This window comes from Vibrio sp. 10N.247.310.23, assembly GCF_041467155.1.
GTDB lineage: Bacteria > Pseudomonadota > Gammaproteobacteria > Enterobacterales > Vibrionaceae > Vibrio > Vibrio crassostreae_C.
Window position 1 is genome coordinate 68042 of record NZ_JBFSTZ010000001.1, and the last position, 22059, is coordinate 90100.

The 22059-nt window shown below is 45.0% G+C and carries 16 protein-coding genes and 2 tRNA genes; 9 read left to right on the forward strand and 9 right to left on the reverse strand.

Going from position 1 to position 22059, the window contains the following annotated elements; translation table 11 throughout:
- Window positions 1–36: 36 nt before the first annotated feature.
- From AB6D93_RS00325 to AB6D93_RS00335, 3 genes are all read left to right on the forward strand, one after another.
- Entirely contained in the window at window positions 37–2046 is a 2010-nt protein-coding gene (locus AB6D93_RS00325; RefSeq protein WP_017070327.1) for an NADPH-dependent 2,4-dienoyl-CoA reductase, read from the forward strand.
- A 207-nt stretch (window positions 2047–2253) separates the two neighbouring features.
- Window positions 2254–2802 (forward strand): NAD(P)H nitroreductase, encoded by a 549-nt coding sequence (locus AB6D93_RS00330; protein ID WP_017070328.1) that lies wholly within the window; start codon window positions 2254–2256, stop codon window positions 2800–2802.
- 115 nt (window positions 2803–2917) lie between these two features.
- Window positions 2918–4912: a DNA topoisomerase III gene (locus AB6D93_RS00335; protein WP_017063444.1), complete on the forward strand. Its 1995-nt coding sequence runs from the start codon at window positions 2918–2920 to the stop codon at window positions 4910–4912.
- A gap of 18 nt (window positions 4913–4930) precedes the next feature.
- Here AB6D93_RS00335 and AB6D93_RS00340 read toward each other — a convergent pair whose 3' ends face one another.
- Window positions 4931–5932: a DUF3080 domain-containing protein gene (locus AB6D93_RS00340; RefSeq protein ID WP_102332521.1), complete on the reverse strand. Its 1002-nt coding sequence runs from the start codon at window positions 5930–5932 to the stop codon at window positions 4931–4933.
- A gap of 7 nt (window positions 5933–5939) precedes the next feature.
- The gene (locus AB6D93_RS00345; protein WP_102332520.1) at window positions 5940–6626 is read right to left on the reverse strand and encodes an SDR family oxidoreductase; all 687 of its coding nucleotides are present in this window, start codon (window positions 6624–6626) and stop codon (window positions 5940–5942) included.
- A gap of 262 nt (window positions 6627–6888) precedes the next feature.
- Between AB6D93_RS00345 and AB6D93_RS00350 the strand changes: the two genes are divergently transcribed.
- Together AB6D93_RS00350 and AB6D93_RS00355 are read left to right on the forward strand one after the other, a co-directional pair.
- Window positions 6889–7809, forward strand: coding sequence for a histone deacetylase (locus AB6D93_RS00350; protein ID WP_102332519.1), 921 nt, complete (start codon window positions 6889–6891; stop codon window positions 7807–7809).
- Between the two features lie 193 nt (window positions 7810–8002).
- On the forward strand, window positions 8003–10129 hold the full coding sequence (locus AB6D93_RS00355) for a methyl-accepting chemotaxis protein (RefSeq protein ID WP_102332518.1): 2127 nt from the start codon (window positions 8003–8005) through the stop codon (window positions 10127–10129).
- Between the two features lie 75 nt (window positions 10130–10204).
- On the opposite strand, the gene AB6D93_RS00360 is transcribed toward AB6D93_RS00355, so the two are convergent.
- The 4 genes from AB6D93_RS00360 to AB6D93_RS00375 form a co-directional block, all read right to left on the reverse strand.
- A tRNA-Ser gene (locus AB6D93_RS00360) sits at window positions 10205–10295 on the reverse strand.
- Window positions 10296–10713: 418 nt separating this feature from the next.
- Window positions 10714–10804 (reverse strand) — tRNA-Ser (locus AB6D93_RS00365).
- A gap of 138 nt (window positions 10805–10942) precedes the next feature.
- Window positions 10943–12751 (reverse strand): DUF3413 domain-containing protein, encoded by a 1809-nt coding sequence (locus AB6D93_RS00370; RefSeq protein WP_017065981.1) that lies wholly within the window; start codon window positions 12749–12751, stop codon window positions 10943–10945.
- Between the two features lie 28 nt (window positions 12752–12779).
- Window positions 12780–13007, reverse strand: a complete 228-nt coding sequence (locus AB6D93_RS00375) for a YejL family protein (RefSeq protein WP_004734063.1) — start codon at window positions 13005–13007, stop codon at window positions 12780–12782.
- 84 nt (window positions 13008–13091) lie between these two features.
- On the opposite strand from AB6D93_RS00375, the gene yejK reads away from it, so the two are divergent.
- From yejK to AB6D93_RS00390, 3 genes are all read left to right on the forward strand, one after another.
- Complete coding sequence (gene yejK / locus AB6D93_RS00380) at window positions 13092–14096, forward strand: nucleoid-associated protein YejK (protein WP_017061190.1); 1005 nt, start codon at window positions 13092–13094, stop codon at window positions 14094–14096.
- Between the two features lie 105 nt (window positions 14097–14201).
- Entirely contained in the window at window positions 14202–15605 is a 1404-nt protein-coding gene (locus tag AB6D93_RS00385) for an Hpt domain-containing protein (protein WP_102332517.1), read from the forward strand.
- A 76-nt stretch (window positions 15606–15681) separates the two neighbouring features.
- Window positions 15682–16860: a hypothetical protein gene (locus tag AB6D93_RS00390; protein ID WP_017065980.1), complete on the forward strand. Its 1179-nt coding sequence runs from the start codon at window positions 15682–15684 to the stop codon at window positions 16858–16860.
- 104 nt (window positions 16861–16964) lie between these two features.
- Here the strand turns inward: AB6D93_RS00390 and nhaC are convergent, their stop codons facing one another.
- Window positions 16965–18401 carry a Na+/H+ antiporter NhaC gene (nhaC, locus tag AB6D93_RS00395; RefSeq protein WP_017063453.1) on the reverse strand — a complete coding sequence of 479 codons (1437 nt, stop codon included), beginning with the start codon at window positions 18399–18401 and terminating at the stop codon, window positions 16965–16967.
- Between the two features lie 500 nt (window positions 18402–18901).
- Here nhaC and asd point away from each other — a divergent pair, with 500 nt between their 5' ends.
- Window positions 18902–20020 (forward strand): aspartate-semialdehyde dehydrogenase, encoded by a 1119-nt coding sequence (gene asd / locus AB6D93_RS00400; RefSeq protein ID WP_017629874.1) that lies wholly within the window; start codon window positions 18902–18904, stop codon window positions 20018–20020.
- A gap of 152 nt (window positions 20021–20172) precedes the next feature.
- Here asd and AB6D93_RS00405 read toward each other — a convergent pair whose 3' ends face one another.
- Together AB6D93_RS00405 and AB6D93_RS00410 are read right to left on the reverse strand one after the other, a co-directional pair.
- Window positions 20173–21015, reverse strand: a complete 843-nt coding sequence (locus AB6D93_RS00405; RefSeq protein ID WP_029235134.1) for an ion transporter — start codon at window positions 21013–21015, stop codon at window positions 20173–20175.
- Window positions 21016–21164: 149 nt separating this feature from the next.
- Window positions 21165–21803: a YchE family NAAT transporter gene (locus tag AB6D93_RS00410; protein WP_004734056.1), complete on the reverse strand. Its 639-nt coding sequence runs from the start codon at window positions 21801–21803 to the stop codon at window positions 21165–21167.
- Window positions 21804–22059 lie beyond the last annotated feature (256 nt).

Below are 22059 nucleotides of genomic sequence, written 5' to 3' on the forward strand. Positions count from 1 at the left end.
CTGTGGTCAGACCACAAGGATAAAATAATAGAAGTGATGTCTGCCATGTACCCACATTTACTTGAACCACTCGATCTTGGATTTACCCAGTTACGTAACCGTGTATTGATGGGATCAATGCATACAGGTTTAGAAGAAAATAAAGAAGGTCTCCACAAACTCGCCGCGTTTTATGAAGAGCGAGCAAAAGGAGGCGTTGGCCTTATTGTTACCGGTGGTTTCTCTCCTAATTTACGTGGCAGATTAACCCCATTTAGTGCTGAATTCAGTAAAGTGAAGCATGCAAAAGCTCACCAAGTTGTTACCGAGGCCGTGCACAAGCATGGCGGTAAGATTGCCCTTCAGTTGCTGCATGCTGGCCGCTATGCCATGCACCCATTCGCGCAAAGTGCTTCGGGTATTAAAGCGCCAATCGCTAAGTTCGCACCGAGTGAGATGAGCCCTCGTCAGATTAAAAAGACCATTGGTGCCTTTGCCAACAGTGCCGAACTCGCCCAAGTCGCGGGTTACGACGGCATTGAGATTATGGGATCTGAAGGTTACTTGATTAACCAATTCATCTGTAAACGTACCAATATGCGTTACGACGAATGGGGCGGTTCTTATGAGAAGCGCATGCGTTTCCCGCTGGAGATTGTTAAATCGATTCGCGAAGCAGTGGGTGACGACTTCATTATTATTTTCCGACTGTCGATGCTGGATTTGGTTGAGCAAGGCAGCACCTTTGAAGATGTTGTTCTATTGGCTCAAAAGCTGGAAGAAGCAGGCGTGACTATTATCAATACCGGCATCGGTTGGCATGAAGCGCGTGTTCCGACTATCGCGACACAAGTACCACGTGGTGCATTCTCTTGGGTGACGGAAAAAGTGAAACCATACGTGTCGATCCCAGTGGTGACATGTAACCGAATTAATACGCCAGAAGAGGCCGAACGTATTCTTAGCTCTGGGCAGGCTGATATGGTGTCTATGGCGCGTCCATTCTTGGCAGACCCGGATTTTGTTAATAAAGCAGCTCAAGACCAAGCTCAGTTCATCAATACCTGTATCGGTTGTAACCAAGCTTGCCTTGATAACGTGTTTAAAGGTAAACGTGCGAGCTGTTTGGTTAACCCACGCGCTTGTTACGAAACCGAAATTGTTGTTCAGCCAGCGCAAGCGACTAAGACCATTGCGGTTGTTGGCGCAGGCCCAGCCGGTTTAGCCTGTGCAACGACTTTAGCTCAGCGTGGGCATAAGGTTGACTTGATTGAGAAAAATGACCGTATCGGCGGTCAGTTTAGATTGGCAATGCAGATTCCGGGTAAAGAAGAATTCAGAGAAACGATTCGCTACTTTGCTAACCAAATCGACGCATCAGGCGTGAACCTGAAACTGGATACTGAGGCAACGTTTGAGATGTTGTTGAAGTACGATGAAGTCGTGATGGCGGCTGGCGTAGAGCCAAGAAAGCTCGATATTGAGGGCATTGACCAAGAAAACGTGGTCGATTACCAAACCTTGATTCGTGAAAAGACACCAGTAGGCGAAAAGGTCGCGATTGTTGGTGCTGGTGGTATTGGTGTCGATGTGGCAACCATGCTGACAGAACCGACTTCACACAGCCTAGACGATTGGCTGCATGAGTGGGGCATCGATAAGAATATGGAACACCCAGGCGGACTTTACCCTTACCCTGATTCATTCAGCGATAAAACGGTGTGGGTGATGCAGCGTAAAGCGGGTCGTGTTGGTAAAGGTCCGGGCAAAACTACAGGCTGGATTCACAAACGCACACTAGAAAAACGCGGTGTTAATCTACTGGGTGGCGTGAGCTACAACAAGATTGATGACCAAGGTCTGCATATCAGCGTTGGTAAGAAAGAGCAGGTGCTGGATGCCGATTCGGTTATCGTATGTGCAGGTCAGGTGTCAGTTCGTCCATTCGAAGACATGTGGCAAGAGTTTGGTGGCAAACTGCATGTGATAGGCGGCGCCGATTATGCCGGTGAGTTAGATGCGGTACGCGCTATCCGTCAAGGTGTTGAGCTAGCGATTAAGTTATAGAATCAGCTATCAAGCTGTAATTTTATCGGTAGATATTGTTACTTAATTCGCTGAGTTAGATTTTGAACAAGGCTCCTAAGTCATAGATTTAGGAGCCTTTATTGTTTCTAATCGAGCCCAAATGGGCAGTGGTTGAGATTTATTATCGTTTGTATTCTGTGCTAAAGTTCAAGTATACAAATAATAAAGAAATAGTAAGGACTTCAAATGGATGCTTTGGATCTATTGCTCAACAGACGCTCTATCGCAAAACTCTCTGATCCGGCACCTGAAGGTGTAGCGTTAGAAAACATTATCAAAGCGGGCTTACGAGCTCCTGACCACGGTGCGTTAACACCTTGGCGCTTTGTCATCGCGCAAGGTTCAGGGCTACAGAAGCTTTCTGACATCTTGGTTCGTGCTGCTGAAGCGGATGAAAGCGAAGAAGCGGTGATCGAGAAAGTTAAGAAAGCGCCGTTCCGAGCTCCTATGGTGATCACCGTGATTGCTAAAGTGACTGAGCACGAGAAAGTACCAGCGATTGAACAACACCTTTCTGCAGGTTGCGCGGCACAAGCAATGCAAATGGCCGCCGTCGCACAAGGTTTCCAAGGTTTTTGGCGTTCAGGTAAATGGATGTTCCACCCTGAGGTTCACCAAGCATTTGGCCTAGAAGGCGACGATGAAATTGTTGGCTTCCTATACCTAGGCACTCCGGGCTGTACGCCAATGAAAGTGCCAGAGCGCGACTTCTCTAAGTTCGTTGAGTTTTTATAAAGAAAGCTGAAGCTTGAATAGTGGAATGCTAACTGTATAAACAACCAGTTTTTCTTGATTTATTAGAGCCACATTAGATAATGTGGCTCTAATTGTTTGTAGCATCTGGAAAAACATGTCTCGCCTTATTATTGCTGAAAAACCAAGCCTCGGCCGCGCGATCGCCGCTGCACTGCCTAATCCACAGAAGAAAGACCAAGGGTTTATCAAATGTGGTAACGGGGATGTGGTGACTTGGTGTATTGGACACTTATTGGAGCAGGTTGAGCCGGATGCTTATGATGACCGTTATAAGAAGTGGAACTTAGCCGATCTTCCTATTGTGCCAGAGCAATGGCAGCTAAGACCGCGTAAGACGTCAAGCAAACAGCTCACGGTGATCCGAAAGCTATTGAAGGACGCAACCCAAATTGTCCATGCGGGAGACCCAGATAGAGAAGGGCAGCTGCTGGTGGATGAAGTGATCGATTACTGCAAGGTTTCTAAGGCTAAGAAAGAGTCGATGGACAGGCTATTGATCAGCGACTTGAACTTACCTGCTGTGAAGCGTGCGCTCTCTCAAATGCGCAGCAACCGTGACTTTATTCCGCTTTCTATTTCCGCATTAGCGCGCTCTAGAGCCGATTGGCTGTATGGCATGAACATGACTCGTGCTTATACCTTACTCGGTCAAAAGGCTGGCTACCAAGGTGTGTTGTCGGTCGGGCGAGTACAAACGCCTGTACTTGGTTTGGTGGTAAGGCGCGATGAAGAGATCGAAAATTTCATTCCCAAAGATTACTTCACGCTGCACGCTTTGATCCCTTATCAAAATCACGGCCAGAGCTTTGATATTCGTGCGCGTTGGAAGCCAAGCGAAGCATGTAAACCATGGCAAGATGAAGAAGGGCGCGTGCTCAATCGAAAGCTGGTTGAGAATGTGGCTAACCGAATTGCGAATCAACCCGCGACGGTGACGGAATCAGAGCAAAAGCAAAGTAAACAAGCTGCGCCACTGCCTTACTCGCTGTCAGCCTTGCAGATTGATGCGTCTAAGCGTTTTGGTATGAGTGCTCAACAGGTGTTAGATACGTGTCAGTCATTGTACGAGAAACACAAACTCATCACTTACCCACGTTCTGATAGCCGCTATCTACCTAAAGAGCACTACTCGCAGCGAGAATCGATCGTTGATGCTATCGCTAACAATGCGAAAGAGCTGCAAAGTGGCGCTCAAGGTGCGGACCTTTCTCTTAAATCAAAAGCATGGAACGACAGTAAGGTCGATGCTCACCACGCGATTATTCCTACTCCGAAGAAGTCATCGGTGAACGGCCTGTCTGCCAACGAGATGAAAATCTATCAGCAAATCGCTCGTCAGTATCTAATGCAGTTTTACCCACCTGCGGTTTTTGCTGATGCTAAGCTGGTCTTTGATATCGCTGGTGGCGTGTTCATCGCAAAAGGGCGTCAGCTTATCAACCCTGGTTGGAAAGTGTTGATGGGTAAAACAGACACCGAAGAGAAAGGTGATGGTACTGATACGGTTCCTCCGTTAGATAAAGGCACTGTGCTCACCTGTCGTGAAGGTGTGATTGGTGATAAGAAAACCGAGCCACCAAAACACTTTACAGAAGCGACATTGCTCCAAGCGATGACAGGTATCGCGCGCTTTGTCGCGAACAAAGATCTCAAAGCCATTTTGAAAGAAACCGATGGCCTTGGCACAGAAGCAACCCGTGCGGGTATTCTAGATACTCTATTCAAAAGGCAGCTGCTAACGCGCCAAGGTAAGAGTATTCACAGTAGCCCTGCGGGCAGAGGCTTGATTCATGCCTTACCTGAGGATTCTACCTTCCCAGACATGACGGCACATTGGGAGCACCAGCTGCAAGGCATGGCAGAACGAAATCAAGCGTATCAGCCTTTCATGCAAGCGTTAGAAAGCAAGATTGATGGTTTAATGGGTAAAGTAAAAACGGGAGAAGTTCCTGAATCACTCCGCCACCTTCCTAAAGTCGAGAGACCTGCCTTCAAACGCCGTAAAGGCGGTGGGGCGAAGAAGTCTTACGCCAAGACAGGTACGTATGCTAAGAAAGGTACTTCCGCTAAAAAGAGCACTAAAAGCTAAGACTTATTGAGGTTAGGATTAGCGACCGACTTTACGGCCACAACGTTTAAACAGTTGCTGCCAATAGTCAACATGGCGACGAGTGGATGATCGAAAGGCTTGATGTGCATCTTGGATGGGAAAGTAATAACTGTGCAGTTCAGGTTGCGCGTCAAACATTCCTAGTTGCGGGGCTATGTGCTGATAGTAGCCATCCAGTTGCGCCATGTAAGGCTGAACCTTACCTATGTATTGTTGCTCGAACACATTGTTGAGATAGCGGAACTTAGTGGTGTCTCGTTGTTTACCACAGATGATCTTGTCATCAAAAGTTGTCAGCTGTTTGGTGATGGTATCAAGCTCAACTGACGCCCGAGCGAGCGAGTAGTATAAATCCCCAAGGGTCGAACTCTTCTCTAATACTTCTTGAACCTCAGTGGTTTTGCCGGAAACGAGCGGAACGTTTAACGCTTGATTGATATGTTGTAAGGCATCAACGGTTTGTCTTACCTGATCGCCTATATCAGCGCGTAACCACTGACTACCCCGCATTTGTGACTGCATAGCATCGCTGGCATAGATGAGATTCCATTGATGCAGTGGAAACTGTGCGAGTTTCTGTTGCTCAATTTCTCTTAGTAATTCTACGATCTCTGGGTCTAATTCATTACTGGATAAACATTTGCCCACGCCTTCAAGTAGCGCGACTTGATAATCGTAATTACGAAACTCATCCGCGACCTTGCCCAGAACCGAATTTCTTTCTGCAATCAGATTGAACAATCCACACTGACGAAGCTGGTAGCTGTCGATGAGGCCGATAGAGAGTGAGGGCACGTCAAGCAGCAGTTCTCGTTTTCTCGGTAGGCTTTCAAACTCCCAATCCTCTTTGAGTTCTTCAGCATCTTGTACTCTAGCGACCTTAGTTTGATAGTCGTCGAATAAGTCGCCGGGGCCATTACTGAAACAGCCAGTTAGCATCACTGTTAGACAAAACAGCGTTGAGTGCTTAACTAGGTTTGAGAGAGAGCCTGCATTCATCTGTGGATTACCAGTCTATTTCGTTGCCATCGAAATTGAAGAAGTGACCACTTACTCCGGTATTCGCGGACTCGATGACTTTAATAAGGCCGGAAGCTGAAGTGTTGGTATCGATCAGAGCATTAGGGCCACCCATTTCGGTCTGTACCCAGCCTGGATGCAGTGCTAACACCGTAAAGCCATTATCGGTTAAGTCGTTGCTTAAGCTCTTAACCACGGAGTTTAGAGCGGCTTTAGAGGAGCGATAGATATAACCTCCGCCTGAGGTGTTCTCGGTCATGCTGCCGACTCTAGAGGATAAACAAGCGACCTTTTTGATATGGCTGCCTTCTAGTAGAGGCAATAGCGTTTCGACAAGCTTGAGTGGGGCAATAGTGTTAACTTCGAATACACGACGCCACTCTTCGACATCGGTATTACCTAGCCCATAGCCTTTAGGGCCATAGTAGCCAGCGTTGTTGATCAAGATATCAATCGACTCTATTTGCGAAGGGAGTTGGCTTACTGCTTGGTAATCGGTTATCTCTAATTGAATACAGGTAAGGTTGGTGTTGTGGTCTGCGAGTGAGAGCAGTTCTTTTGCTGAATTGTCATCACGATAAGTCGCGTACACCTTGTGATTACTTTCCAAGTATTGTCGAGTCAGGCTTAAGCCAATGCCGCGGTTCGCTCCAGTAATAAAAATAACGCTCATGGTGATTCCTTTTCAGTTCAATTAGTTAAGTTTGATGGCTTAACACGAGAAAATCAACGCTCCACCAACTGGCCATTAGCATTCCTACAAAAATCATTACTGCTGCCGCTGAGCCGCAGATCACCCCAAAGATGAGTATTACGTTTTTCATTATGGTCTCTACTTTATAATTAATAACAATGATAACCATTATCATTAATTAAGGTTGTCGCCAAGTTTGAGGCTGTTATGATTTTGAGAAAGATACGCAATTAGCCTGATTATGATTCCTTTAATTTACCACCCAATCTATTCACAGTTACCTTTACCAGAAGGTCATCGCTACCCAATCAACAAATATCAGTTGTTGCATAGTGCTGTTGAGGCGCTGATGAATAGCGAACCTCGATGGAAGTGCAAGTTTGAAGTGTGCCAACCAACGCCGGTTTCGGTTGAGCAAGTAAAACAGGTACATGATAGCGAATATGTTGATTTGCTCGTGTCTGGTAAGTTACCTGCAGCAAAGATGAGACGTATCGGTTTCCCGTGGAGCGAGCAACTTATCGAAAGAACACTCTACTCAAGTGGTGGAACCTGCTTGGCCGCTGAAATGGCAATAGAGACTGGTTTAGCGATTCATTTGAGTGGTGGTTATCATCATGCGCATCATGATTTTGGCAGTGGCTTTTGTTTGTTGAACGATTTGGTTTTAGCGGCAAAACACGCGCTGACCTTTGAACATATCGATAAAGTGCTGATCGTTGATAGCGACGTTCATCATGGTGATGGCACAGCAACTCTTTGCCAAGAGAATGACGACATCATTACTCTGTCATTCCACTGCGACAAAAACTTCCCTGCACGAAAACCGCTGTCTGATTTAGATGTACCGTTAAGTCGTGAAACAGAAGATGAAGAGTTTTTGCGTTGTTTTGAACAAGTCACTAAGTTAGCGATTGCTCTCCATCAACCTGATCTGATTATTTATGATGCGGGGATCGATATCCATCAAGACGATGAACTGGGTTATTTGAATGTCTCTACACAAGGGATATTTGAGCGCGACTGTTTGATGATTGAGTTAGCGAAATCAGAGTCTATTCCGATGGCCTGCGTAGTCGGTGGCGGATATCGAACTCAACATCAAGATTTGGTGCCGATTCACATGCAGCTGTTAAAAGCGGCCTATCATGTTCACGGTTAACCTCTCAAATTAGCGGCTGATAGTTCATTGAAATGATGGTGTGAAATAAGCGCCTTTTGCACCATAAAAGACACGCTTGCACCATTGTGACTCATATAAAGTACTTTTTTATTAATTAGTTACGTATTTGTGTGGTTAATTGCGGTCTGTAAATTGCTTGACCCATGTGTCTATAAAAACACAAGGGATAAAAATGAACCTGACGGACAAGGAACGTAGTTGGCTTAATTGGTTTGGCGCAACAGGAAAACTGGCTATGCGCAGAGCTTGTTTCCTCAATCGAAGTAGGACGGAGGAGCTTGAACAAGCTTTTGAAAGTATTGCTCACACGCGAGTTCAACTTCTGCATAACTGGGTCAAGAATCAATGGGACTTTTTAGAAGACTCTGCTGTTTATTTGGCAAGTCGAACGGAAGAGCAAGCACAGGGGACGTTATCTAGCCTTCTTAAACGCAGTACGGATTTTTCTGAGTTGGCGATCGTCGATGCTAAGGGGATAGCACAAGCATCGAGTTATCATGAGCATGTAGGGGTTAACCTTGGAGACAAGAAGGCTTTAGTTGAAGGGGCTTCAAAGCGTTATCTGCATGGGCCGTATATGGATCAGCGCACGTTGAACGTAGGGGCTTCGAGTTCATCGTTTCATGACCAAGTAACGCTGATGTTTTATGTCCCCTTTTCTCGGGATGAAGGGGCGCCGCAATTCCTATGTGGTCGTGTTCCAAATGATGTTATTGGTGACATTATTCAAAGAGAAGCGGGGCATATTTATAGCGAGTCGGGTGATAACTATATCTTTATGGTCGACTCCATTCATGATCCTAATACTCAGCCGGGTGTTGCGCTCTCTCGTTCTCGCTTTGAAGATAATACCTTTTCACACGGCGAGAACTTAAAGCAAGGGATTCATACTGATTGGGGAACGGTTAAGATCCAGCACCACACCGAATTTGAGATTCGCTTTACAGACCCAGCCACTAATCAGCTTCACCCAGGCGTAAGAGAAACCATTAAAAATGGCAATAACTTGTTTATTGGTTATCCGGGGTATTCTGACTATCGCCACATACCCGTTATTGGCAAAGGTATCACTTTTCAATTGGATGGTTCACCAGATACCTTTGGCATGATGTGTGAGTCCGATTTAGAAGAGGTCTACAGAGACCGAAGTCTAAGTTATACCTTATCTAAGCACTTTATCAGCTGCATGCTACTGCCTCTATTTGTTCCATTACTGTTTGCCAACCTTTATACACTCACACCTTTTATGCAGAGTGGCATTATGTTCGCTTGCGCGTTGCTTTCATTGGGCTTATTCCGTTTAGTTAGCGCCAAACCACTAGCGAAGAAGATTCATGAAATGACCGGGGTAATGCAGACCTTAGCCGAAGGTGATGGCAACTTAAGTCGGAGACTTGATCCCACCACATTCAGTCATAATGAACTTGGCAACTTAGGGCGCTGGACTAACAGTTTTATCGACAATTTAGATAACACGGTGAGTGAGTTGATCCATGCGAGTCACGAAGTTAGAGAGGTTTCGGAATCGATGTTTCGTCGCAGTGTCGTGATGAAGCAAACCAGTGATGATGCATCACAAGCATTAAGCAATATGCTTCAGTTGAGTCAGTATCAACAGAGCGAAATTACTCATGCGAGTGTCTCAGCAACGCAAATGGACACGGTGATGAAGCAAGCCGTCCTGAGCGCAGAGAAGGAGTACAATCAGTCCGTCGAAGGCATGGAGATTGTTCGCAATATCGTAGAAAGCTCGGCGCATAGCGTGAATGAGGTGAATAATGAAATGACTAAGGTGTCTGACATTATAGATATCATTACTGACATTACCGCGCAGACTAACCTTTTGGCCTTGAATGCGGCCATTGAGTCGGCAAGAGCAGGTGAACACGGGAGAGGGTTCTCTGTCGTCGCTTCTGAAGTAAGAACTCTGGCTGACCGAACTTCACAAGCTGCTAACCATATTAGTGACCTAATGAAAGAGCTGCATAGTAAGTCTCACAGTGCTGTTGAGTCTATGGAGCGAGGCGTGGAGAATGTGAGTAAGGGAAACTTAACAGTAGACTCAAACACCCGCAGTGAACAAATTCAAGCAGCGGTGAGTGACCTCTTTACCACGATGTCTAATCTAGATGAGAACAGTCAGAAAAACGGACAAACGGCAGATAAAGCCCAACGTTCAATATCTGACTTACAACTGTCTACTAAGCAACTCGCACGTCGAGTTTCTTTGATGGGCAATGCATTGAGCCGCTTAGACCAATTGATTGGACGCTTTGAAGTGAGCCGAAAGGTGGCGTAGTAGAAACTACGTAAGCTCTTTACGTAAACGCCAGATACAAAAAAGCCGCTGATTTCTCAGCGGCTTTCTTTAATGTGGTGGAGGGATAGGGATTTGAACCCTAGAACCGCTATTAACGGTTGCCGGTTTTCAAGACCGGTGCTTTCGACCACTCAGCCATCCCTCCAGTGGCGCGTATAATATAAGGGTGGCTTTCGCTTGTAAATACCCTTATTAACTGACTGCTTTTTTTATGAACGCTTTTTGGTACTTTTGTTCTGAATGATTATTTATTGTTCGGTTTATTAAGAAGCCGACAAAATCTAATATTCAATAAGCCAAGTATTCCCAACTTTTGTTATACGTGAAGTGTTTCTGTGCTATTAAAAAAGAAAGTATCTAATTGGCTTGCAGGTAAAGTTATGAGGGGAGTGGCTTAGGCGCATGAACTTTTAGTTTAGAACGGTGAGATCGGAATTTAAAACTAGGTATAAAGTGAATGGGTTTGAAACTGGGACTGTAGAGAGTTTTGTTAGATGAGCTTTATATTTTAAAAAGCTTCAGATGCAAAAAAGCCGCTGATTTCTCAGCGGCTTTCTTTAAAGTGGTGGAGGGATAGGGATTTGAACCCTAGAACCGCTATTAACGGTTGCCGGTTTTCAAGACCGGTGCTTTCGACCACTCAGCCATCCCTCCAGTGGCGTGAATAATATAAGGGGTGGAGGATCTTGTAAACCCTTAATTTTCATAATTTTGTTTTGTTGCTTGTTTTCTAATCATTCACGGCAATAAAAAAGGGAAGCCATTGGCTTCCCTTTGCTGTTTGCTGATTATTTAGTCATTTTTTGTGTAGAAACGCTGTAGCTCTGTCAGGCCTTGCATCAACACAGGTAAGCGAGGGCTTACGTTTTTCAGGCGCTTGTAATTTTGGTCGTACAATTTGTAGTTACCAAATTTATCCAACACCGTTGTTTGCTGGTCAGTAACAAGAGCAAGTTCACGAGAGTCGCCCGCGAGAATCCACTTTCTGTTACGTTCATTAAACAGGCTGCGACCACTACTGAAATCTGTTGGGTTCGAAGATACACCCAATAGCTCTTGCATCAGTGTTACTGACACGTCTAGATGACTAGAACGGTGGGTGTATTCAGAAGCAGACTTGCCAGGCCAGCTGATAAACAGTGGTACTTGTAACTGATAACGACTGTAGTTGGAGTTTGCACCCCAGCTGTTGGTTTTGGTTTCGTTAAACTCAGTACCGTGGTTAGAGGTAATGATAACCACCGTGTTATCGGCAAGCTCTAAGCGTTCCAGTTCAGCGTAGATAGTTGCTAGCTGAGCATCGGCCGCTGTCGCCGACTTTTGATAGTCTGCTGCAAAACGCTCTGCTGTCGTTAGCGTAGAGTCCGACTCTGAACTTGAATCGTAGCTGGCGAAGTTATCCAGTGTGGTTAATTCAATAAAGTTAAACCAAGGGCGTTTAGCTTGCGGTGATTGAATCCAGTTAGACCAAGCTTTTATGGCACTCTGGTCATCATAAGTTGCTTGCTCTGGCATCACATCACGGCCTCGGAAGATGATATCCGAGTACAGTGCATCACTAAAGTTGTCGCCACTGAAAGCAGCGAACTTGTAATCGTGATTCTCTAAAACATCGAGCAATACTGCGCTTGACCCCTGAGCTTCAATGCTGCTTGCGTAGCTGCTCGGTAGGCCGTAGAACAAGCCAAAAATACCAAACATATCGTTACTTGAACTGTAGTGGTTGGTGAAGTTGATCGACTGTTGTGCGTAGGCATAGCTGTTTGGCATCGCTGTCGCATTAAGAGCGTCAGAGCGAAGGTTGTTCACACTCACCATCAGGATATTAAGATCATCACTGCGGCGGTTGTATTGAATTTTTTCTAGCGGGTAGCTAACTAGGTTTACATTCTCTTTGTTCGCTTCTAAACGCTCAAGGTACTCTTCACGGTCTAATAGGCCATGTTTTTCCATAAAGCTTTTCGCTGTCATAGGGTAAGACAGTGGGAAGTTCGCTTTCTGGCTAGTAATTGGGTTATAGAAGTACGCATCAGCCCACATGTAGGTCAAGTGGCTGCTGATGAAACACAAGAAGAAGACGGCAGTAATCGGACGGCCAATGTGTTTATGAGACAGTTTACGCTGCTTACGCCAAACCCACTCAGATAGACCGAGTTGCAGCAAGAAGATAAGCGGCATAACAATGAAGAGGTGCTGCAAATCAGACGTGAATGCAGATTCCTCTCCACTGAATAAAACCTCCCACACGACAGGCGTCAGGTGGAGGTTTATATTTTGATACGTTTGGGTATCAATCAGTAGGACAGTTAAACCTATGGTCGCGAAGATAACGGCAACCAAACGTAATAACTTCCTCGACGGAAGAATAAAAGTGAGCGGGAACAGCACTAATAGATAGAGCGCGAACACTAAAAAGCCAAAATGACCAACCCACGATGCAGCCAAATAGAATTGGCCTAGCAAGGTTTCTGGCCAAGCAGATTGAGTAATATAACGAGTACCAATCAACATCGCAGCAATGATGTTGAAAAATGCAAACCAGTGACCCCAACCAACCAGTCGAGATACACGATCGCTATATGAGTTTGCGCTGTCTACCATTTATAATTCTTTTATCCGTCAATCAAATTTAGTGAGACTTTTTATCTTCAAGAGAAGAAATTAAAGCCTCGGCAAATTTTTCAGCAATTCCTTTGCGTTGTGAAGCAGCAACATTCTGATTTAAGACATTGGTTGCGATATTTCCAGCGATCATCAGTGAAAGTTCTGGCGAAGCTTTGTGCTTAGTTAGTACAGCACCTACTTCAGCTAGGATTTTTTCAACTTGATCATCTGTGTATTTAGATATAATCGGCATAAGGACTCTAATAATGATAGTAAAAGCGGCTTATGATAACCTACTATGCACGACAACTGAAACCTGAACGGTAATATTTTCACTATGAGCCTTCACCTTTCCAACGTAATTTTACACCAGCTGAGCAAGAACGATCAGGATGAGCTGATTGTTAACTATCGTGCTGAATCTCTAGAAAACGATGCTTCATCTGAAAGCCTAGTTGCTGAACTTCACCGTGTTTTTAATTCAAAAGCAGGCAAAGGGTTTGGTTCTTTCAAATCTGACAGCGAATTCCAGCAGTGGTTGCATCAACTTCGTGCTGGTGAGACAAACTTTTACGATTTTTCTCAAAAGAGTGCGCAACGTCTAAAAGACGAACTATCAAAGTACCCATTCGCTGACGAAGGTATCTTGGTAATGGCTGAATATCAGTCACTTGCAACAGATTACCTTTTCATTGGTTTATTGCCTTCAAACCAAAGCCTAAAGGTAACTGAAGGGCTTGATATTAGTGCGACTGACTACCTTGATATCTCAAAAATGGATATCGCGGCTCGTCTAGACCTTTCAACTTATGAGACTGATAAAGAATCAAACCGTTACTTAACTTACATTAAAGGACGTGTTGGCCGTAAAGTCGCGGATTTCTTCTTAGATTTCTTACAAGCTGAAGTTGGTTTGGATGCGAAACAGCAGAACCAAGTACTGATGCAAGCGGTAGAAGACTTCGTTTCTGACTCTAAATTAGAGAAAGAAGAAGCGATCAGCTACAAAAAGCAGGTTGCGGATTACTGTAACGAGCAGCTTAAAGCGGGCGATGAAGTACAAGTTCGTGAACTTTCTGGTGAGTTGCCAGCAAGCACTGATGGCACAAGCTTCTTTGACTATACTAGTGAGCAAGGCTACGAGTTAGAAGACAGCTTCCCAGCCGATCGCGCAACTATGCGTAAACTAACAAAATTTGTTGGTGCTGGTGGCGGTTTGAATGTTAGTTTTGATAGTCTGCTTCTAGGCGAACGTATCTTTTACGATCCGGAGACAGACACGCTAACGATTAAAGGCACTCCACCGAACTTACGTGACCAACTGACTCGCAATAAGTCATAGTCCGAAGTTAACGGATAAAAGCGGCAGCAGGACGTTGTCGCTTATTTTGTGCTTAATCTTTTAGCTACGGTCATGGCTTCAAGTTAACACGCACAAGGAATATAGATGGAACAATCAGTAGCAAAGCCCAAACGCTTTAAAAAACCAGCCACCTTTTTGGTTGTGCTCTTGGCTCTGTGGTTACTTCCTTCATTGGCTCTTCTTAATCTAAGCCGTTCCTACACCAATTCTCTAGCTCAAATCGAAGAGCTCGGTATTCGAGTCAACGAATTGAGGCAATCGCTTTATTTCTCAGAACCGCTTCGAGTCTCTCGTATCAATGATCTCGCACTCGATGCTCAGTTGGTTTATTCGATCCGACTGCAGATTGAATCTGATTTCCAACACGCCTTGTTTCGTCCTGATGTCAACCAACTGTTGTACGTAGCTGATCAGTTCCTAGAAAAGTTCGATGAGTTCATTCCAATAGAAAGCCAAGTTCAAGACATCGTTGATAACATTAAGATCTTGCGTGCTGATAAAGAGCTTTCCCCTCAGCTAAAACCGCTCCTCAACGAATTCGGTGTTGTGGTATTTGAAGCCATGTATTCTGAAAATCAAAGTTCGTCAGCGACTTATCGCGCCTTTGATTCCATTCTAGAAAAATCTTATTCCTTAGAAAACGAAGAACAAGATGCACTCCAACAACTACTGGCTGATGCGTCAGCATTGTTGAGTGATTACGCTCAGCTTAACTATTTGGTTGATAAGATTAAGAAAAACTCAGTAAATGAACAGATCATAAAACTCGAAGCTGAGTTCCATGATCGTCAATTCAACCTATTGTTGGTGATGCTAGGCTTAAGCTTGGTGGCGATGAGCGGGATAGTGTTTTGGGGCGTTAGGTCCACAAAAACGATGAAAGAAGCAGACCAAGAACTCAGCTCTGAACTAGAAATTAATTCAAGTAAGGAAGACGCTTCTTATAGCGATGTTGTTTCCTCAGCAGTGAAACAAGTAGATAGTGACGCTTATGTATCCGAGAACAGGCCAACGCGCCAGTCTTCCGACTCTCAACCTCCGCAGAGCGTTAACGTTACAAGCCAACCCGTTGTACCGCAATACTCTATTCAGCAAGTCCCTGAACAGGCGCCAGTAGTAGAGAAACACGTTGCCAGTGTCACAGATTCAAAGCCTGCGATTGATATCGAAGACATGTTAGAAACGCTCGATGGTGATGCTGAGTCTGTCGAACTCTTGCTTGGTGTGTTTGTACAAGACCACGCAGGTGACTACGAGAAGTTTAAGTCTTTGTTGACCAAAGATGAAACCTCCGCGGCTCGCATTGTACATAGCTTAAAAGGCGTGGCTGGCAGTATTAAAGCGTCTCGGTTAGCCATCATTGCCGCAACCATTGAAATGACAATGAAGCAGTCCAGAGCAATCAGTGAACATGATTTAGCTGAACTAGAGCAGGCTATAAAAGCCTCTGTGGATTCTGCTCATGAATATTTAGACAGTCAGCGTTAACTTTTACAGGATTTTTGACAATACTATGACGAAGCGCTCATACAATCAGCGCCCTTAGTCTTTGTCAGAGGTTTATATGTTACGAGTTTCGAGTCGAAGTTGGATGGTGTTGGTGCTTAGCATTGTGCTAAGTGGTTGTTCTCTCTTAGAAGTTAAGTTAGATAGTCAAACGACGCCTCTCACTCAACAAGAGTTAAATGCTCGGATCATGACGCGTGAATACGCCAAGATGTTCTTTACAAGAGTAGAAGATTCGGCCGATCTCATCGCGCAATCTTACCCTGCTGATGACACCTTACATCAATCTTATGTGTTGCTTTGGAAGATCCATGCAGAGCAGGGCTTACAACAAGCGGCTTACCAAACTTCCCCTATGTCTGCGTTAATTGACTCGTGGGTTTTCACTGCCCAAATGAATCAGTTTTATAGCCAAGGCGACGGCGCGGATCTGTTCGCGACGGATGATGCAGTAGAGACCGCTCGTTTTCTTGATCAAGAAGCCGAGAAGCTGGCAAAGGGTGTATTGAGCTCGAGTGATTTCAAAAACAGCAAAGCGTTCGTTGCGCAGTTTTCTGCTAGCCACCCATTTAAAGACCTCACATTCAGAAGCACACCTGCTTACCGTGAATGGCTAAATTACCTTGGTAAAGACGAATCGCAAATCGTTCAGAGCTTAGGCACCATGCCAGAAGCAATGAGTGACGCATCTGATCGTTTAAGCCTTATGGCTGACCAGACACCAAAACTGATGTCGTGGAAGGCGGAGTTGGTTGCATTGAATAGCTCACTAACGGGTGAAGACCTATCGATGACGCTGGAAAGCCTTCGTCAAACATCAGCAAGCATGCAAGACTTCATTGAGAACAATCCGGAGTACATGCAAACACTGGCTTCTATTATGTCGACAGAAATGCAACCATTGCTCAACGACCTCAGTGATAAAACCGACCAAAAATTAGCGATGCTGAGTGATGAACGTGTGGCATTAGAAAAAATGGTGACACGTGAGAGAGAAGCTCTAGTAGAGATGATTGCGAAAGAGCGCATCGAGATTGCCGGCATTGTGACTTCAGAAAGAGAACTGTTCACGCAAGACCTTGATCGCGTCTCTCAAGAGGTGGTGGTACTGGCGATTGATAAGCTAATGGAGTTAATCAAAGGTGTGATTATCTACTTCATCCTGTTTATCTTAGTAGTGTTCTTTGCACCGTTAGGCATCGGTTACTGGTTGGGTAAACGAACCGCCAATAAATAGATAAATAAGTAAATCAGCAGATCAAAAAAGAGCGCTCTAGGGCGCTCTTTTTGCATTTATCCATTAACGTTTTGAGTTACGTTCGAAAGCGTTAGCTCCTGAACTTAAGCTTGTTGCTTGCTTAACTCGGTCGCTTCTTCAGCTTCAAACGCTGGTGCTGTTGGTTCACACTTATCAACGAACCAACCCATGTAAGATGTCACGATAGTCACGATGATACAGATGAAGCTTAACCACATGAAGGGTGCGTAAGACAGCGTCGCAACACCAAGAATACTCGCCATGTAGATACCGTTATCACTCCAGGGAACCATACCCGACGTTAGCGTGCCACCAAACTCAGCATTACGAGATAGGTTCTTACGCTTGTAGCCTAAACGGTCGTAGTTTTTCGCACAGATTTTTGGCGTAAGGATTAACGATACGTACATTGCAGAACCGAACACGTTACCCATGAAGGCCGTACCAATTGTGCTCGTCGCTAGTGAGCCTGCGCTGTTTACGCGGCGCTCAAACACCTTAGCGATTGTCTCTAGTACGCCCACTTTATCCAGTAAGCCACCGAAACCTAGACCAAATACGATAACCGCAACTGAACCTAGCATTGAAGACATGCCGCCACGGTTAAGAATCGAATCAATAAACTCTACGCCAGATGAGATTGAGAACGGTGCCCAAGCAGTGTTGAATGCCGTTAGGAAGTCGATATCTTGGATCATGACTGCCCAGATAATACCCAGCAGAGAACCAAAACTGATGACCGGGAATGAAGGCATACGGAAAGCCAACAGACCAAGCACGATAAGTACCGGAACGAATGAGTAAGGCGTGATGTAGAACTGAACTTCCATCGCTTTGATGACAGAGTCTACTTGGCTCATGTCAACGTTGCCCGCGTAGTGGAAACCAAACGCAGTAAACATGATGCCTGTAATCACGTAGCTGATTAACGCAACTGGAAGCATGCCCTTGATGTGTTCAACCACTTCAACACCAGACATTGAAGAAGCCAGAATCACTGAATCAGAAAGAGGAGACATCTTGTCACCGAAGTAACAGCCTGACAGCACGGCACCTGCAGTAATCGGTGCTGGAACACCTAGGCCTTGGCCGATACCCATCATCGCGATACCTGCTGTACCCGCAGCACCCCAAGAAGTACCGGTCGCCAATGCAGTTAGAGAACAGATGATCATGGTCGCTAAAAGGAAGATAGAAGGGTGGATCGCTTTCAGACCATAGTAAATGATAGTAGGTACGATCCCGCCTGAGATCCAAGTACCAACAAGAGCGCCAACGGCTAAAAGTATTAAAACCGCGCCTAAGCCATTGGATATTCCTTTGAGTGCTGCTTTTTCTAAGTCTTTGTATTGGTGTCCAAGACGAATACCAAGAACCATGATAATGAACCAGCCAATATACAAGGCAAGTTGAATTGGAAGGTCAAGCTTTGCAGTAAAGGAAAAAGCAAGGGATAGAAATAGTCCTAACGCGATGAATACCTGCAATAGGTTCGGTAGGCGAGTTTTACTCTGCTTCATAAAAGCCTCTTGTGATTTCGAGCATTTATAGTGCTTCGTTATAGTGTGTGGTGCAAAACGGACACTACAGTAATTAGTTTATTATATCGAAAAAATACGCCCAAGTTGTGATATTTGACTGTTAACTCAATCAATTGTGGTTTCATAATCTAAATTTTTGTTACATTCATGATTGTTACATGTTGAAATTTGTCGCACGTTGTTTTCGTTTTGTAAAATAAAACTCTGATTAACCTTGGTTTAAAAGAGGGGTTTACTGTTTGTGATGAGCGTCGATTGAATCGACTTTGGCGATGTAAATGTTTGAATTTGACGATAATGGACGCTTAATCAATGAGGTGGAGATGGAATGTCGATACAGAGATAACTGCACGATTCATTACGTTCACTTAAAAGAAACGAAAAAGTTACACTTTTTGACAAAAAGCACTTGAGTTCTGTTTCTGAAAAACTTATAGATGGGGGAGAGCAATTTTTAATTTATACATGGAGAGTGAGCGATGAGAGTAGGTCTAGTTGGTTGGCGCGGTATGGTTGGTTCTGTACTGATGCAACGTATGGTTGAAGAGAAAGACTTCGACTTGATTGAGCCTGTTTATTACAGCACATCTCAGATTGGTATTCCTGCCCCTGTTTTAGGTGGTAAAGATGCGGGTCTACTTCAAGACGCTTTTGATATTGATAGCCTAAAACAGCTTGATGCTGTGATTACCTGTCAAGGCGGCGATTACACATCAAAAGTATACCCAGCACTGCGTCAAGCAGGTTGGAAAGGTTACTGGATTGATGCAGCATCTACTCTGCGTATGGATGCTGATTCAATCATCACTCTTGATCCTGTTAACTTGGCTCAAATCCAGCAAGGCATTCACAGCGGCACCAACACGTTCGTTGGCGGTAACTGTACTGTGAGCTTAATGCTTATGGCTCTAGGTGGTCTGTACGAGAAAGGCATGGTTGAGTGGATGAGTGCCATGACTTACCAAGCAGCTTCTGGTGCGGGTGCTAAGAACATGCGTGAGCTGATCTCACAAATGGGTGTGATCAACGACAGCGTAAGTTCTGAGTTAGCAAACCCTTCAAGCTCAATTCTTGATATCGATAAGAAAGTGGCTGATACGATTCGTTCATCTTCATTCCCAACAGACCAATTTGGTGCTCCGCTTGCAGGCTCACTGATTCCTTGGATCGATGTGAAGCGTGAAAACGGTCAGAGTAAAGAAGAGTGGAAAGCCGGTGTTGAAGCGAACAAGATTCTTGGTCTAGATGGTCAGCCAATCCCAATTGATGGTACTTGTGTACGAATCGGTGCAATGCGTTGTCACGCTCAAGCACTAACGATCAAGCTTAAGCAAGACGTGCCAATGGACGAGATCGAAGAGATCATCGCAACGCACAATGATTGGGTTAAAGTGATTCCTAATGACCGCGACATCACGGCACAGGAGCTAACACCAGCGAAAGTAACAGGCACAATGTCTGTACCTGTCGGTCGTCTGCGTAAGATGTCGATGGGTAACGACTTCCTAAACGCCTTCACGGTTGGTGACCAACTACTTTGGGGTGCTGCAGAACCACTACGTCGTACTCTGCGCATTATCCTTGCTGAGAAAGCGTAATAGGCAAGATTGCTTAAATTCTATTAGCTGATAAACCGAAAGGGTTGACGACAAACGTCAACCCTTTTTAGTTTATTGCTACCTCGTTATTCGGCCCTCGAAACTGCCCTTAAATCTCTTCGCATCTCGCTACTCGAATCTCGTGTCTGCTTTTATTTCTCGTCGGTGACGACACGCTTGTCTGGATCCGCTAATTCGCTAGCACAGTGCTTGCAATACATGGCGTCTGAATCATGACCCGCTCGGTTACAGTTCGGGCACTTAACCAACTCTTTGTGCGAGTTCATCTCATTACTGAGTTCTGCAGTAATGATCCCGGTTGGCACTGCTAAGATAGAGTAACCCAATAGCATGGTCAGTGATGCTATGGCTTTACCAAGCGCGGTCTGCGGCACCATGTCACCATAACCTACCGTAGTGATAGTCACGATCGCCCAATAGATACTGTGAGGAATACTGGTGAAGCCATTGTCAGGACCTTCAATAACAAAGATCAAGGCGCCAAAGATAACCACCAAGATGCCGACGGTGCTAAAGAAGATCAGTATCTTTCGTCGTGCCATTAATAGTGAGCGCAACAGAATATTGGAATCTTGCAGGTAGCGAACCAGCTTTAGAATTCGGAAGATACGCATCACACGCAGCAGTCTCACCACACCCATAAATGAAGCGCCTGGGAAGATGATTGCTAGGTAGGTCGGAAGAATCGCCAATAGGTCAACGACACCATAAAAACTGGTGGCGTAAGATTTTGGCTTTGGGGAGCAATAGAGCCTTAACAAATACTCAAGAGTGAAGAGTGCAGTGAAGGTGTATTCGATATAACGCAGCTGTTGTGACCATTCGGTCATCACATTAGGGATGGATTCTAAGATCAGAACCAACAGCGAAGCCAAGATTGCAACGATCAGAGTTATATCAAATGCACGTCCGGCTGGCGTGTGAGTACCAAAGATAATGACGTACAAATGATGCTTGAGTGGCTTGCGTGACATAAGGAGAGGTTCGTCTTCTGTTAAATGCATTAACAGTCATTATACAAGCTTCATAATAACGAGGCGAGTGAAAGCCCAATTGCTTTACTCGCCTCATCTATATTTCAATATTGTTGCCCTTTATAGAGCAACCGAAATGTTGTTAAACGTTATGCCAAGCCTGGGAACAGATTACGTAGACCATTGGCGATGAACTCGATGCCCAATGCGCCAAGAATCAGGCCCATGATACGAGTGATCACGTTGATACCCGTTTGACCTAAAAAGCGAACGATAACCGGCGCTGAACGGAACAAAAGCCAAGAGCATGTTGCGAATGCGATGATACTAATGCCGATGCCGACCGTATCAATAGCAGCAGGGTAGCGAGACCCGTAAACAATGGTCGAGCTGATAGCACCTGGGCCTGCCATTAGCGGCATAGCCAGTGGAACAACACCGATTTGCTCTTTGCTGATGTATTCAGATTTTTCTTGTTTGTTCTGCTTATCTTCACCGAGCTTACCGCTCATCATCGAAAATGCGATGCTCAGTAATAGTAAACCACCTGCAACACGGAATGAGTCCAGCGAGATACTAAACATATCAAGCAGCATTTGCCCCGCAACAAGAGAGACAATGAGGATCACGGCAACAGCAATATTTGCTTGTAAGGCTGTCCTGTTCCTCTCTTCTGGCGGCATATGAGCAGTAAGAGAAACAAAAACAGGCATGATGCCGATTGGGTTTACGGCAGCAACAAGCCCAAGGAAGAATTGCATAAAAATTGCGAGTTCTAAGCCTTGCATGAGAGCGATCTCCAGTTAGCGTACTTAAGGTTGAAGGGTTGATCTGTGAATAGTTTAGGCGCGTAATGTAAGGGACAAACTCAATTTACGCGAATGAAAAAAACTAACTTGAAATGGGTGATTCTTTTTAGAAAAACTAATTGAATCTCATTTTTGTTTTAAGCCTGTTGCAAGCTAGTTGGTAGTGTTTCATTTTGTAATTTATTATTGAGTAACTGTTAACCGACGCACGAAATTAATAAAAATTATGTCAGAA